12 protein-coding genes and 1 pseudogene are annotated in these 14,889 nt (G+C 69.0%); 7 read left to right on the forward strand and 6 right to left on the reverse strand.

What is annotated here, in order from left to right; all coding sequences use genetic code 11:
* The first annotated feature begins 328 nt into the window (after window positions 1-328).
* The 4 genes from IPG61_10965 (at window position 329) to IPG61_10980 (ending at window position 4,916) form a co-directional block, all read left to right on the forward strand.
* Window positions 329-1,042 (forward strand): class I SAM-dependent methyltransferase, encoded by a 714-nt coding sequence (locus IPG61_10965; protein ID MBK6734591.1) that lies wholly within the window; start codon window positions 329-331, stop codon window positions 1,040-1,042.
* A gap of 165 nt (window positions 1,043-1,207) precedes the next feature.
* The gene (locus IPG61_10970; protein MBK6734592.1) at window positions 1,208-2,380 is read left to right on the forward strand and encodes a D-alanyl-D-alanine carboxypeptidase; all 1,173 of its coding nucleotides are present in this window, start codon (window positions 1,208-1,210) and stop codon (window positions 2,378-2,380) included.
* Between the two features lie 71 nt (window positions 2,381-2,451).
* On the forward strand, window positions 2,452-4,686 hold the full coding sequence (locus IPG61_10975) for a tetratricopeptide repeat protein (GenBank protein ID MBK6734593.1): 2,235 nt from the start codon (window positions 2,452-2,454) through the stop codon (window positions 4,684-4,686).
* The gene (locus tag IPG61_10980) at window positions 4,683-4,916 is read left to right on the forward strand and encodes a DUF2132 domain-containing protein (protein MBK6734594.1); all 234 of its coding nucleotides are present in this window, start codon (window positions 4,683-4,685) and stop codon (window positions 4,914-4,916) included. Before IPG61_10975 ends, IPG61_10980 begins: the two co-directional genes overlap by 4 nt.
* A gap of 123 nt (window positions 4,917-5,039) precedes the next feature.
* Here IPG61_10980 and IPG61_10985 read toward each other — a convergent pair whose 3' ends face one another.
* The 5 genes and pseudogenes from IPG61_10985 to rocD all read right to left on the reverse strand — a co-directional run bounded on the left by IPG61_10985 (window position 5,040) and on the right by rocD (window position 11,202).
* Window positions 5,040-5,822 (reverse strand): hypothetical protein, encoded by a 783-nt coding sequence (locus tag IPG61_10985; protein MBK6734595.1) that lies wholly within the window; start codon window positions 5,820-5,822, stop codon window positions 5,040-5,042.
* 210 nt (window positions 5,823-6,032) lie between these two features.
* Window positions 6,033-6,347 (reverse strand): annotated as a pseudogene (locus tag IPG61_10990) (hypothetical protein).
* 112 nt (window positions 6,348-6,459) lie between these two features.
* Window positions 6,460-8,403 carry a PD40 domain-containing protein gene (locus IPG61_10995; protein MBK6734596.1) on the reverse strand — a complete coding sequence of 648 codons (1,944 nt, stop codon included), beginning with the start codon at window positions 8,401-8,403 and terminating at the stop codon, window positions 6,460-6,462.
* 75 nt (window positions 8,404-8,478) lie between these two features.
* Entirely contained in the window at window positions 8,479-9,861 is a 1,383-nt protein-coding gene (locus tag IPG61_11000) for a M20/M25/M40 family metallo-hydrolase (protein ID MBK6734597.1), read from the reverse strand.
* 141 nt (window positions 9,862-10,002) lie between these two features.
* Complete coding sequence (gene rocD / locus IPG61_11005; GenBank protein MBK6734598.1) at window positions 10,003-11,202, reverse strand: ornithine--oxo-acid transaminase; 1,200 nt, start codon at window positions 11,200-11,202, stop codon at window positions 10,003-10,005.
* Window positions 11,203-11,872: 670 nt separating this feature from the next.
* On the opposite strand from rocD, the gene IPG61_11010 reads away from it, so the two are divergent.
* The 3 genes from IPG61_11010 (at window position 11,873) to IPG61_11020 (ending at window position 13,909) form a co-directional block, all read left to right on the forward strand.
* On the forward strand, window positions 11,873-12,208 hold the full coding sequence (locus IPG61_11010) for a transcriptional regulator (protein MBK6734599.1): 336 nt from the start codon (window positions 11,873-11,875) through the stop codon (window positions 12,206-12,208).
* A gap of 295 nt (window positions 12,209-12,503) precedes the next feature.
* Complete coding sequence (locus IPG61_11015; protein MBK6734600.1) at window positions 12,504-13,178, forward strand: hypothetical protein; 675 nt, start codon at window positions 12,504-12,506, stop codon at window positions 13,176-13,178.
* Between the two features lie 53 nt (window positions 13,179-13,231).
* Entirely contained in the window at window positions 13,232-13,909 is a 678-nt protein-coding gene (locus IPG61_11020; GenBank protein MBK6734601.1) for a hypothetical protein, read from the forward strand.
* A gap of 311 nt (window positions 13,910-14,220) precedes the next feature.
* Here the strand turns inward: IPG61_11020 and IPG61_11025 are convergent, their stop codons facing one another.
* Window positions 14,221-14,622: a hypothetical protein gene (locus IPG61_11025; GenBank protein MBK6734602.1), complete on the reverse strand. Its 402-nt coding sequence runs from the start codon at window positions 14,620-14,622 to the stop codon at window positions 14,221-14,223.
* Window positions 14,623-14,889 lie beyond the last annotated feature (267 nt).

A 14,889-nucleotide genomic window follows, 5' to 3' on the forward strand; every position in this document is an offset into this window, starting at 1 on the left:
GAGATCCGGCACACCCGGCAGCCGGGCCCTTTCGCGCGGCGGCACGACCTGCACGGGCTGGCGGCCGCCGCGCCGCCCCCCCCCCCCCGGGCGGGCCGGCGGCCGGGCGACCGCCGGCCGGGGGCCCCCCGCCCGGGGCCCTGCGGCTGGAGCGGCGTGCATCACCTGGCCGGTGGCCTGCGCCCGTGGGCCGAGTCGGGCCGCCCCATGGACCTGCCGCCCGATCCCGCGGAGGCCTCACCCGACAGGACCTGAAGCACACCCGCACGGCGCGCGGGCCGGCCGGGCCGGTTCGCAACGTCGACCACGGAAAGGAAGCCGCTCGCCCATGGCCTTCTACACCGATTTTGCAGGGCACTATGACGAGGTGTTCCCGCTGCGCGGGGACGTGCTGAAGTTCCTCGAACGCGAACTGCCCGCCGAGGGCAAGGTCCTGGACGTCGGTTGCGGCACCGGTGCCTGCTGCGGCCACCTGACGAAGCCCGGCCGCACCTGCCTGGGCATCGACCTGGACCCGGGAATGATCGCCCAGGCCGAGAGCCGCTATCCGGAGGCTGAATTCCGCATCCTCGGAATGCAGGAGGTGGGCCTGCTGCCCACCGGCGGGTTCGCCGCCGTCATCTGCCTGGGCAACGTGCTGCCCCACCTGCCCCTGGCCTCGCTGCCCGGCTTCCTGGCGGCCGTGCATCGCCTGCTGCGGCCGGGCGGTGCCTGGGTCTTCCAGACGGTGAATTTCGACCCTGTCCTGGAGCGCAAGTCGCACGTGTTCCCCATCATCAGGGTTCCCGGGAACGGCCTTGCCTTCCACCGCGCGTACGAGAACATCACGCCGGGGCGAATGGAGTTCGTCACGGCGCTGACCGATCCGGACCGCATCATCTTCCGCGGTCGCGAGATCCTGTACCCCCTGACGAGCGTCAGCTACCGGGCCCTGCATCCGGCCGATCGCTGGACGCCGGTGCTGCACCACGCCGATTTCAACGGGCGTCCGTTCGAGCCGGAGTCCGATTCGGGCAGCATCTGGGCCTGGCGACGCCGTTAACGAGGTCGCGCCGGGCACATTTGCCGGCAGTTCGCGAAGGCCGGTTGAAATCGCGCCTGACCGGCGGTATTGTACCAGCGCCGCCAGGCGCCGCGATCGGCGCCCGCAGGTCGTTCGGAGGAGCCGTCGACCTGGACCCGCTCAACACCCGAGGATCGGTGCCCGATGAAGACGGAGCTGCTTCGTATTTCCCGCCGATGGGCCCTGCTGGGCCTCCTGCTGACCGCTACTCTGATCATGGGCGCCGCCACGGTGTCCGCCGCCGAGAGCCTGGCCCCGGCCCGGGTCACGGGCGATTTCGCCTCTGCCATCGTCCTCGACGTGAACACGGGGATGATCCTGGAAGCCTACCGCGAGCACGAGCGCCGTCCGCCGGCCTCGATGCTCAAGATGATGACCGAGCTGGTGGTGCTCGAGCGCATCGAGGCCGGCGTCCTGACCCTCGATGACATCGTGACCGTGTCGGGCAACGCCGCCAAGGTGGGCGGCTCGCAGGTGTACCTGAAGGACGGCGAGCAGTTCACCGTCCGCGACCTGTTGATGGCCCTGGCCATCCACTCGGCCAACGATGCCGCCACCGCACTGGCCGAGCACGTGGCCGGCAGCACGGCGGCCTTCGTCGAGTTGATGAACGCCAAGGCGCGTGACCTCAACATGAACAACACCGAGTTCCACTCGGTGCACGGCCTGCCGCCGGCGCGCGGCCAGCGGTCGGACATCTCCACCGCATACGACATGACCTTGTTGGCTCGCGAGCTGCTCAAGCATCCCGAGTCGACAGAGTGGGGTTCGATGGCCGAGGCGCCGTTCCGCGGCGGCCAGTTCACGCTGCACAACCCGAACCGCCTGATCGGCAAGTTCCGCGGACTCGACGGCCTGAAGACCGGCTACACCAAGCCCGCCGGCTTCTGCGTGACCGCCACCGCCGAACAGAACGGGCAGCGCCTGCTGTCGGTCGTCATGGGCTGCTCGACCAACAACGCCCGCGCCTCGGAAACCACCCGCCTGCTGACCATGGCCTTCAACATGTTCGAGCCGGTGAAGATCATCGACGGCCCCGGCGACGCGCTGCCGCAGATGCTGGCGGTCAAGGACGGCAAGGTGCGCGAGGTGCAGGTCACATATGGCGAGGCGCTCACCGTGAGCGTGCCCCGCGGTCGCCGGGCCGACCTGGTGATCGAGCGTGAGATCACCAAGCAGGCAACGGCGCCGCTGGCTGCCGGCGCCGAAGTGGGTCGCGCCCTGGTCAAGCTGGGAGACCGCCTGCTGGGCAGCGTGCCCATCATCACGATGCAGGAAGCGCCCCGCGGCAGCTGGTTCCACCGGCTGGTCCACTGATGGACAAGAGCCCGCTGCCGCATCGCCCGGGCCGATCCGTTCGGCCGCGGGCGATGCTGCGGCGGGCGGCGATGGCGGCGGCCCCTCTCGCTGTCCATCCTGCAGCGCGCCTCGCCTTCCTCCTGCTCGCCCTGGGGGCCGCGTGCGGCGGCTGTGCCGGCACCGCCGGCCGCAGCTGCGACGCCGACCGTGCGCTCCTGCGCGCCATTGTCTCCGATTCCCTGGCCATCGACCCCTTCCTGGCGCTGACGCCTGCAGCGCAGGCTGCGCGTCGTGGCGACGCTGTCGACCTGGCAAGGGGGGCCGCGCAGGCCCGCGAACCGGGCGAGCGGATCCGCCTGGCGGCAGCGGCCGTGGCGGCGGCCCCCGACGATCCGCAGCTCTGGCTGGCGGCGGCCGACGCCTGGCGCGCCGCCGGCGACCAGTTGCAGACAGCCACCGCGCTGGGAGGCGCGGCGGCGGCTGTGCGCCGCCTCAACGACGCCGGCGCGCCCCTGGCCGCGCGTGGATCCGCCTTCAGGCGCGAAGCGGCCCTGGCCACGGCCCTGACCCGCGCCTGGCACCACTACGAGCGGGCCGAGTGGACCGACGCCGATGACTGGGCGCTGGCGGCGATGCAGGTCGAGCCCGCCAGCCAGGGCGCCCTGCAACTGCGCGGGCTGGCGCAGGGGCGCCTGGGCCAGACGCCCCGCGTGCTGGAGATCACCGCCGAACTGCAGCGCCTCGACATCTTCACGCCGTACCTGCGCTGGGTCCTGGCCGTGCACGACGAGAGCCTTGGCCGCCTGCGCGGCGCCCTGAACCAGTGCCTGAACCTGCGTCCGCAGGCGTCGCGCGCGCTCGAGTGCTATCGCGACATGGGCGCCTTGGCCGAACGGCTCGGTGAATGGACGCTGGCCGAGGACTGGTACTCCCAGTCGGCGGCTGCCAGTCCCTTGGCCGGCGATCCCTGCCTGGAGCGCCTGCTGCTGCCGCGCCTGGAGCCGGGGGAGAAGGGGCGGCCCTCGCGCGAAGCGCCGGTCTGGCTGGCCATGGGGCGGAACTACATCACCGGATCGCTTTCGGCGTACGCGCGGCACGCCCTGGGCCGTTTCGAGGCCGCCGCCGACGGAGCGGACCGCGGCCTGTGGGGCGGCCTGGCCGTCAATGCGGCCGGGATCATGCTGAGACGTGAACCTGCGCACCCGCAGGCGCTGCGCCTGCGCGGCCTCGTCTTCGCGGCCTCCGGCAACGCCGACCTGGCGCGCGATGACCTGCGCCGCGCCTCGATCGCGCTGGCCGAGGCCGGGCAGCCAGCCGACGCACGCGTGGAAGCCGAACTGGGCCGGCTCCTGCTGGCGCGCGAGGACCTGTCGGGCGCGTTGCCGCGCCTGCGCAGCGCCGTCCGGCTGGATCCGCAGGCCGCTTCCGCCTGGGCCGACCTCGGCATGGCCCTGGCTACGGCCGGCGATGCCGAAGGTGCCCTCGCCGCCCTCACCCGTTCCGTTGATCTGGCCCCCGACCGCCCCACGGCGTGGTACAATCGGGGTTGCTGCACATGCATGCGCACCGGCTCGACGAGGCCGAAAGCGACCTTGGCCGGGCCGCGCGCCTGGCGCCCGACAACGCCGACATCGCGCGGCTCCTGCAGCAGGTGCGCCTGGCCCGGACCCGCTCCGGCGCCGGTGGCGCCAAGCCCTGAGCCGGGCAGGACTGCCGGCTCACCGGATTCCCCGAACCCGACCCGGAGCGCGCCGATGTCCATCCGCCCGAGCATGCGCCCCACGTTCGAGATCCCGATGAAGGTCGACGGCACCCGCACCATGGCCCGCATCAAGGCGCGGCTCGAACGCGGTGGCGGCCGCGTCACCGGGCAGGTCGTGGGCTGCTATGCCTACATCCAGCTGCCCCCCGAGCAACAATCACTGTTGTCGCCGTACCTGAACCTGCAGCTGTTGCCGCGGGGCGATCGCATCGTGCTGCACGGCCGCTTCAGCCCGCGCCCCAACGTCTGGACGGGATTCATGGCCGTCTACGGCGTGCTTTCCCTGGTCGGCCTCGGGGGCGTCATGCTCGGCTGGGCGCAGACCACCGTCGACGAGTATCCATGGGGCTTCTGGCTGGGGCCCGCCGCGCTGGCGTTGATCGCCTTCGTCTACGGCGCGGCCGTCATCGGCCAGGGCCTGACCCAGGACGAGATGTACCTGCTGCGGAACTTCGTCGACCGCATGGTGGCCGGTGACGAGCGGGATGATGACGATCCGGCCGCACCCGAACCGGACACGGACAAACCACGCACGGACGAACCGACTGCAGACCAGGCATGACCGGACAACAGCCAGGCAATCCGCTGCACGGCCTGACCCTGGAACAGATCCTGGTCAGCCTGGTGGGCCATTACGGGTGGGACGAGCTCGGGCGGCGCATCCGGATCCGCTGCTTCACCACCGACCCCAGCGTCGAATCCAGCCTGAAGTTCCTGCGCCGGACTCCCTGGGCGCGCAAGCAGGTCGAGGATCTCTACCTGCGCATGGGAAGAAGGCGGTCCGGAAGGTAGCAGCCGGCAATACTGTTCGCACCGCCCGCTCCGGCGGCTCCTGCACTACGTTGACAATGGAGGACGCCGCCCCCGGCCGGGAGCGGCGTCCTCTTCCATCACGATCCGGGTTGGCCGTGCCCGCTACTTGTCCCGCGGGAATTCCCCGCTGGTCGGCACCTGCACCGGCTCGTCCTTGATCTTCTGCAGCAGCACCTCGACAGCCTTCTCCAGCTGCGGATCGCGCCCGGCGATCTCATCCTCCGGCAGGTTGTCCAGGTCGATGGTGGGCTCGACGCCATGGCCCTCGACGTCCCACTTGCCCTGCATGTCAAACAGCCCGAACTCGGGGAACGTGACGCCGCCGCCATCCATCAGGCCCAGGCCGCGGCTGATGCCCACGAGCCCGCCCCAGGTGCGCGTGCCGATGACCGGGCCCAGCTCGTAGTACTTGAAGTAGTAGGGCAGGGCGTCGCCGCCGCTGCCGGCGTAGCCGTTGCTGATCATCGCCATGTGGCCGGCGAACGCCGTGCCCGGCGTGCGCCAGTCCTGCCCGAAGCGCGGCTTCCACAGGTTGACCAGCTTCTGCCGCAGGATGTTCATGAAGAAGTCGGGGATGAACCCGCCGCCGTTGAAGCGCTCGTCGATGATGAGCCCTTCCTTGCGCAGGTTCGGGTAGTAGCCCTTCGCGAAGCCGATCTGGCCGCCCACCGCGGTGTTCGGCAGGTGCAGGTAGCCGATGCGGCCCTTCGAAAGGTCGTCGACGCGGCGCCGGTTGGCCTGCACCCAGGCCTCGTAGCGCAGCGCGCCGTCGTCGGCGATCGGCTCGACGGTGATCTCGCGGCTGTCCTTGCCGTCGGCCTTCTTCCCGACCTTCAGCACGACCTGCCTGCCGACCTTGTTCTCGAACAGGCTGTACGGGTTCATCGGCGCCTTCAATTCGATGCCGTCGACCGCCAGCAGGTAATCGCCGGTCGCCACCGCGATGCCTGGCGCCTGCAGCGGCGTGGGCGTGTCGGAGTTCCAGTCGCGCTCGTTGTAGATGCGCCCGAACCGGTAGCGGCCGCTGGCCGCGTCGAGGGTGAACGTGCTGCCGAGCAGGCCGGTGCCGACCCTCGGGGACTTGGGCACGTCGCCCGTCTCGACGTACGTATGCGAGCAGTTGAGCTCGCTGATCAGTTCACCGAGCAGGTAGGCGAAGTCGGCGCCGTGCGTGACATACGGCACCAGTTGGCCGTAACGCTGGTACATGCGGTCCCAGTCCACGCCGTGCATGCCGGGGTCGTAGAAGAAGTCGCGCTCCTGGCGCCAGGCGTCGCGGAACATCTGCCGCCACTCGGCGCGCGGGTCGACGCGGGCTTCCATCTCGGCGGTGCGCAGCGGCTTCTCGGCCGGCTTCTGCTCGGCCTTGGCCTCGACCAGGCCAAACGTCTCGCCCGAACGGTACAGCATCTGCTTGCCGTCGGCCGAGAGCACATAGCTGTCGACCTTCTCCAGCGCGGGCTTGGCCTCGCGCTCCTTCATGTCGAACACCATGACCGAGGCGGCGGCGCCGGGGCCGTCGTCACGGCCGCCGCCGGGCGTGAACGGGCGGCTCAGGTAGAACAGCTTGCCTTCGGCGAACTGCAGGCGCATGTAGTTGCCGGACGGGATGTCCAGCGCCACCTGGCGGTCGATGAGCCCGGCCGTCTCGATGACGACGGGCTTCTCCGACTTGGTGTCCTTGTCCTTCTTGTCGCTCTTCTTGCCGTCCTTGGCCTCTTCCTTGTCGGCGTCCTTTCCTTCCTCGCCCTCGTCGCCACCGGCGCCGACTTCGTCGCTTTCGGGCGGGAACGGGTGGGCCACATCGGCACGCAGCGTCGCCACGTAGATGCCGTCCATGTTCGTCCACAACGGGTTCAGGTCGAACCCGCCCAGCGTGGGTGCGAAGTGACGGCTCGAGACGAAGAACAGGTAGTCGCCCTTGTCGTCGAAGCAGGGTGCCGACGAATCGTTGAAGTCGGAAGTCACGCGGTGCGTCTTGCCGCCGGCCACCTCGTACAGGTAGATCGAGCGATAGCCGTTGGATTCGCCCTTGGCGTAGGCCAGCCAGCCGCCGCGCGGCGCCCAGCTCCAGTTGTCGATCTCGCCGGAGGTCGAATGCCCGACCAGCGTGGAGGCGCCGCTCGTCGCGTCGACCAGCCAGAGATTCATGTCGGCGTCGTTGACGGCCAGGTGCTTGCCGTCGGGCGACCAGTCCAGCTGCAGACGGTAGGTCTTCGAGCCGCTGGTGAGCTGCTTCCGCCTCGCCGCGGCCGTCGGCGCCCTTCAGCCAGATCTCGTACTCGCCGGTCCGGTCGCTCAGCCAGGCCACCTGCTTGCCGTCGGGCGACCAGGCGGGAGCCAGGTCGCGCACGCCCGGCGTCATGGTCAGGTTGCGGACATCGCCCTTCTCCGCCGGCACCGTGAAGATCTCGCCGCGAGCGGCGAAGACGGCGCGCTTGGCGTCCGGGGCCACGCCGGCGCTGGTGATCTGCTCGGCCACGGACTTGATCACCGGGCGCGTCAGCACGTTGTCGCTGTGCAGCGAAACGGTCACCTTGCGGGGCTGGCCGCCCTTCAGGTCGAGCACGTACAGCCAGCCGCCGTTCTCGTAGACGATCGAGTCGGTGCCCAGGCTCGGGGTCTTCACGTCGTACTCGTCGTGGAACGTGACCTGGCGGTGCTGGGCGGTCTTCGTGTCGTAGGCCCAGACCTGCAGGCGATCGGTGCGGTCACTGGTGTAGTAGATCGTGTCGCCGTGCCACATCGGGAAGTTGTCGGAGCCCGCCCAGTCGGTGAGGCGCTGCGACCGATTGGCGGCGAAGTCGTAGGTCCACACGTCCGGGGCCCAGCCGCCCTTGTAGCGCTTCCAGGTGCGGTTCTCAGTGGTGACGCGGTTGAAGGCGATCACCTTGCCGTCGGGCGAGTAGCTCGACAGGCCGGCCGTCGGCAGGATCATCTTCACCGGCAGCCCGCCGTCCACGGGCACCGTGTAGAGCTGCAGGTCGCGACCGGTGTTGCTCTCGCGGCCCGACTGGAACCGGATCGACTTGCCGTCAGGCTGCCAGTCGATCACGCGGTCGAACGAGGGGTGCCAGGTCAGCCGCCGCGGCTCGCCGCCGGCAGCGTCGACCACGTACACGTCGTGGTTGCCGTCGTAGTTGCCCGAGAACGCGATCAGCTTGCCGTCGGGCGAGAACTTCGGCTGCGAGGCGTAGCCCGGGGCCGCGGTCAGTCGGCGCGCTTCGCCGCCCTTGGCCGACACGGTCCAGAGGTCGCCGGCGTACGTGAAGACGATCGTGTCCCCGTGGATGTCGGGGAAGCGCAGCAGGCGCGTGTCGCCGAAGTCGGGGGCGGCGGCGGCGGGGTCGGCGGGCGACGCGGCCAGTGCGATGGCAGGCGCCAGCAGCACCAGGGCCAGGGCCAGGGCGTGACGCCAGGATCGGCGCGGATTCCGGCCGGCGGGCGGATTCGGGCAGCGGAACATGGGAACCTCCAGGCTGTGTGCAGGGGGATGGGGTCGCGGCCCGGGTGCCCGGGCCGCAACCTGTCTATGACGCAATCAACGGGTCGCAGGTTGCGCCGGCTGGCGACGCGGCAGGGGCCGGGGATCGGCGGCCAGCGCGCCGGCCAGCCCGGCGATGGCCTCGACGTTCCGGTTCACGAGCACCGGATCCACCTTGTCCAGGTTGTCGGCCGGCGAGTGGTGGAAGTGGAAGTAGGTATCGCCTTCCACCCGGTGCCCGATGCCGGGCACGCCCAGCTCCACCAGCGGGTGCACGTCGGCGCCCGAGCCGCCGGACGTCACGGACTCGGCGCCGAACGCCGCAAGCGGGGCCGCCAACTCGGCTACCCGTGCCACGGCCAGCGAGTCGCCGGCCACGGAGAAGCCGCGCGGCGCAAAGGCGCCCGAGTCGCTCTCCATGGCGACCACGTGGCGGTCGATCTCGCCCAGATGGGCATCGCGATAGGCCCGGCCGCCGTAGACCCCGATCTCCTCGGCCGTGTACAGCACCACGCGCACCGTGCGGGCCGGTCGCCGGCCTTCCAGCATCAGCTCGCGTGCCGCCGCCATCATCATGGCGCAGCCGGCCGCGTCGTCGTGCGCACAGGTGCCAACGTCCCACGAATCGAGGTGCGCACCCAGCAGCACGATCTCTTCCGGCCACTTCTCGCCGCGGATGTCGGCCACGACGTTCGCACAGGGTCCGTCGCCGAGATTGCGCGCCTCCATGTACAGGTGCACGCGCGGCCACAGGCCGCGATCGGCCAGGCGCTGCAGGCGCGCGGCGTCCTCGACGGTGAGAGCGGCGGCGGGAATGCGCGGCGCGTCGTCGGCATAGCGCATCATGCCGGTGTGCGGCGTGCCGAGGCTGAACGGCGTCACCGAGCGGATCAGGCAGGCCACGGCACCGTGCTTCGCGGCCGTGCTGGCGCCCTTGCTGCGGTACTGCACCGTGGTCCCGTAGTCGACCCACGGCATGTTGAACAGCACGATGCGTCCGCTCGCCTCGCCGGCGCGCTGTTCCAGTTCCTCGAAACTGCGCACGACGAGCACTTCGGCCTCGATGCCGTCCGGCCCGGTGCCGTCGCTCAGCCCCAGCCCGAGCAGTTGCATATCGAAGGGCGCCGGGGCCGTGCACCGCGCCCACTCGCGGCCGCGTGTCCACACCGGCACCGTTACCGGTTCGGTCCAGACGCTGTCGAAGCCGGCGGCGCGCAGCGTCGTGACGGCCCAGTCGACGGCGCGCGCCATCTGCGGGCTCCCGGCAGGGCGGCTGCCCACCAGGTCGCACAGCGAAGCCAGCGTGCGCCAGGCGAAGGTGGCCGTGTCGGCGGGGGCCGTCACGGACGTCTGCGCCATGGCCGGCGCGGCGCCGGCCAGCAGCAGCCCCGCGAACAGGAACGCCGCGCGGCTCGGGCGAGGGGAGGGGCGCGAAAGCATCGGGGCACTCCTTGGGGCAGTCGAGGGGACCGGCGAGGGCCCGGCGAAGGCCAGGCGACAAAGGGAAGGCGGCCGCCGTTTCCGGCGGCCGCCTGCGGCCAAAGATACCAGATGACGCCCGGGCTGTCAGCCCGCGCGTGTTCAGCCTTCGAGCTTGCGGAAGACCTTGTCGATGCGCCGAACAGCCATGTTCAGCTCGGCCTTCGTGATGTTCAGCGGCGGCGCCAGCCGGATGACGTTCTCGTGCGTCTCCTTGCAGAGCATGCCTTCCTTCATCAGCGCCTCGCAGTAGGGGCGGGCCTTGCGATCGAGCACCACGCCGATCCACAGCCCGCGGCCACGCACCTGCTTGATGCTCTTGTACTTCATCTCCTGCAGCTTGGCCATGAACCAGGGACCGAGCTTCGCGCTGTTCTCGATGAGTTCCTCTTCCACCAGCACCTTCATCGCCTCGCGCGCCACGGCCATGCCCAACGGGTTGCCGCCGAAGGTTGAGCCGTGGTCGCCGGGATTGAAGACGCCCATGACATCCTCGCGGCTGAGGAACGCCGACACGGGATAGAAGCCGCCGCTGAGCGCCTTGCCGACGATGACACCGTCGGGCTGCACATCCTCGTGCTGGAAGGCGAACATTTTCCCGGTGCGCCCCAGGCCCGACTGGATCTCGTCGCAGATGAGCAGCACGTTGTTGTCGCGGCAGATCTTCTCGGCCTGCTTCAGGAATCCCTCGGGCGGCAGCTTGATGCCGGCTTCGCCCTGGATCGGCTCGACCAGGAAGGCGGCCGTATTCTCTGTCACGGCGGCGGCCAGCGCCTTCGCGTCGCCGTAGGGGATGATCACGAAGCCCGGCGTGAACGGCCCGAAGCCGTCGCGGTACTGCTCGTCGGTGGAGAAGCTGACGATGGTCGTCGTGCGTCCGTGGAAGTTGTCGGCGCAGACGATGATCTCGCACTTGTCCTTCGCGATGCCCTTGACCTTCTCGCCCCACTTGCGCGCGGCCTTCACCGCGGTCTCCACGGCCTCGGCGCCCGAGTTCATCGGCAGCACCTTGGGGAAACCGGTCAGCGCGCACACTTCCTCGCAGAAGTGCGGCAGTTGGTCGTTGCGGAACGCGCGGCTGGTGAGCGTCACCTTCGCTGCCTGCTTCTTCAGCGCCTTCACCAGGCGCGGATGGCAGTGCCCCTGGTTGACGGCGCTGTAGGCGGCCAGGAAGTCCATGTAGCGCTTGCCTTCGACGTCTTCGACCCAGACGCCCTCGGCCTTGCGGATGACGATGTCCAGCGGGTGATAGTTGTGGGCTCCGAACTGGTCTTCGATGGCGATGAGCTTGTCGGTCTTCAAGGCGTTTCCCTCCGGATAAATCCTTTGGCGCCGCCGCGCGCCTGACGCGAAACCGCATCGCCAAAATAGTGTGCCGGCAGCGGTATTTCCACCGTCCACGGGCGACTCCGTCACTTCCCGGAAAAAATCCCTCGGGCCGCAATTAGTGCTTTACATACAAAAGTACTTCAGTTATTAAAGCATGGCGCCGGGTCGAGAGGACCGGTTTCGGGAAGGATCCCGGGCCGGGACGACCAGGTGCAGACGACCGGTCGGGGACGTGGGGAGCTTCGGTTCGCCACGGCGAGAAGGCCGGTCTGGTCCAACGGTTCGGCCAGCCGGGTCCTGACGGAGCGACGGATCCCCGCAAGGGGTCGGAGAAGGATCTCCGGGCGGCAATGAGGGGCGGGTTCACTGGTCCTGGGTGCCAGCCGCCCCTCGCCGACCGACCGCTGCGCACGGATGCGCGCCGGTCGCGTCGGAAGGCCACGGTCCGTTTCGGCGGTCTGGAACCAATGGACCCGCAACAGGAACTGGCAGGGCGGCCATTCCTGGATCTCAGGGACCGGCCCGGACCGACAACCGGGAACACACCGGCCGGTCCCTGAACAGCGCAGCGCGAACGGCAGCGACGCCGCACGGATGCGGCGAGCCTTCGCGGCGATGACGCCCGGCAGGGAGGCCGGAAGTCATGGCGCGAGCCAAGAACCCCGCCCCGGCCCGGCCGGAGCGGGAACGGCTGTCGCCGCTCATCCACGGCCGGGTCAGGCTCATGCTCCTGTCCCGGCTCGTCGCCATGCCCACCGCCCACACTTTCACCGACCTGCGGGCGGCCCTGCGCCTGACCGACGGCGTGCTGTCGGTCAACCTCACCAAACTCGAGGCCGGCGGGCTGGTGAGCGTCGAGAAGACGTTCGAAGGGCGCCGTCCGCGCACGCTCGTGCGCATCACCGCCCAGGGCGTGGCCCAGTTCCGCCAATATGTCCAGGACCTGAAGGCCATCGTGCCGGGACTCGCCGGTCGCTGAACGCGGCTGCTCAGCGTCCGCGGGGCAGCCGTCTGCTGCTCGCCCGCGGGTGGTCTGGCGGCAGCCGGTGTCAATGATCACGAACTTGCCATAAAGATGAGATGTGTTCTCGATTGGAGACAAAGTGGCAATAAGACGAATTTGATGTTGTTGTCAAAATTATTAACGCAATATAAATCAATCACTTAACTTGGAAAAGAGGCGGTCATTATCATAAAGAAAGCGCGTATGTATCTTGCTGTGTGTGGGTGTACCAGCCGACGGTTCGGCTGGTTTGACATGGAGGTAGTCGCCCATGAACACCACCCACACGCAACCCCGCAGGATGCAACGCAGCCGCCGCGGCGCCATCGCCATCTTTCTGATCCTGATCGGCGGACTGCAGGCGAGTCCTGCCCTTGCGGCCATCGCCCGGACCGTGCGCTGGACGGCCAGTCCGGCCAAGAATGCCCTCGGACAGCCCCTGCCGCCGGCCGTCAGCTACGAAGTCTGGCTCACCGTGCAACCAGCTTCCGAGACGATGGTCGCCACGGTTCCCGATACGATGTGGACCCTGCAGGCGCAACCGGGCACCACGTACCGCGTTCGCGTTCGCGGGGTCAGCGCTACGGGCGTGAGGTCAGTCTACAGTGCCCTTTCCGATCCGTGGCAGGCGCCGGGCACATCGGCTGCGGACCTGCCGTCACTGGGCCGGCTCGGTCCGGCACGGCCCAACCCGTTCAACGCGCGCACCGCCATCACCGACCTCGTGCCGGAGGGCCTGGCGACCGTCGCCGTGCTTTCACTCGATATCTACGACGTGCGCGGCCGGCACATCCGGGACCTGGAGGTCGACCGCAGTCCTGGTGCCCACGAGGCCGTCTGGAACGGCTCGGACGACTCCGGCCATACCGTACCGGCCGGAATCTACCTGGCGCAATACACCTGCGGCGGGCATCGGTCATCCCTCAAGCTCGCTCTCGTTGCCTGAGGCGCGTGCCGCTTCACGATGTCGCCGCTAGGTTGTCTGTCTGGAGGTGTCGCATGAAGAGGATATCCCTGCTGCTGGTTCTGGCCCTGTTCGCAAGTGCAGGGGCGGCGCCGGCCGGCGTCGACGTTGACTTCGGTGCAGCCGCACCGCTGGGCGACGACGGCGGCCTGTTCGTCTCGATCTCGTCCCGCTATTTCGACCGCGAGCCGCGCGTCATCGAGGACTGGGGACGGCGCTACTACCCCGACCCGGACGACCTGGCCGTGGCGCTGTTCCTCAGCCGTCACTGCAACAAGGGACCGGAATACGCTTTCGGCCTGCGGCAGCAGGGGCTCGGCTGGTTCGAGATCTCCAACCGCTGCCAGGTGCCTGTCGACGTCTACTTCGTGACCGTGTCACGGGACCCCGGACCGCCTTACGGCAAGGCCTACGGCCACTGGAAGAAGCACCGCAAGGACGGCCGCCACGTCATGGTCCTCAGCGACGACGACATGCGCCACCTCGTGGGCGCGCGCATGATCCACGAGTACTACGGCGTGTCGATCGAGACGGCGATGCAGTGGCGGGCCTCGGGTCGCGACATCCGCGCGGTCATGGCTGACCGGTACCGCGAGCGCCACGGCAAGGGGCACGACAAGGGCCGTGACGATAATCGTTCGGACGACCACCGGCCCAACAAACTGAAGGGTGACGACCACAAGGGCGGTGGCAAGAAGGACAAGGGCAAATAGCGTCAACCGCCGTTGTCACATGCAGTTCCATAGGAACTAATATTTGATTTTTACTGCGCTTGTGGTATCATTTACCGATGGCCCGCGGTGCGGGCCCCTCCCGCCTGCCAGCGCGGCCGCCAGATCCCGGCCCGTCGCGCCTGCAGGCCCTTCCGTATGCGCGAGGTCCGCCCGATGAAGAAGCCCGTCGCCCGCTTCTGTACGTTCCTGCTGCTCCTGATGGCCCTGGTACCCGCCGCGCGGGCCGACGTCATCATCTCGGAACTCTGCGATCCCCGATTGAACTACCTCACGGATCGCTACATCGAGATCTACAACTCGGGCGCCGCGAGCGTAAGCCTGACGGGTTGGCAGCTGGTCGCCGTCGGCAACGGTTCCGACATCTTCACCTGGAACCTCTCCGGGACGATCGCGCCGGGTGAAGCGCTGGTGGCCGGCGGCACGGCGCCGGTCGTGGCCTTCCCGATCGATTTCGCGGCTGCTGCGTGGGCCGCGAGCAACAGCACCTGGAACGGCAACATCAACGACGGCGCCAAGCTCAAGAACGGCTCCGGCACGGTGGTCGAGAGCCTCGTCGTGCCGTCCACGAACTTCGAGAACAAGACGATGGTGCGCAACGCCGACGTCAGCACGCCGAGCCTGACGTTCAACGCCGCGCAATGGACGTCGACGGCGGTCGATACGCCGACCCAGGCGACGCCCGGCGTGCACAATCCCGTCGTTTCGCAGGGGCCCGGTCATCAGCGCCGTCACCACGAACCCCGCAGGGCCCCTGCCGGGTCAGACCGTCAGCGTGCAGGCGACGGTGACCGACGCCAATGCCACGATCACCACCGTCACGCTGAACTGGGGCCTGGTTTCCGGATCGCTGACCAACGCCATCCCGATGTCCGACATCGGAGGCGGCACGTGGGCCACCTCGGCATCGATCCCGTCGCAGTCCGCAGGCGCGACCGTCTACTATGCAGTCACTGCCGCCA

It is taken from the genome of bacterium (assembly GCA_016703265.1).
In the GTDB taxonomy this organism is placed as follows: domain Bacteria; phylum Krumholzibacteriota; class Krumholzibacteriia; order LZORAL124-64-63; family LZORAL124-64-63; genus CAINDZ01.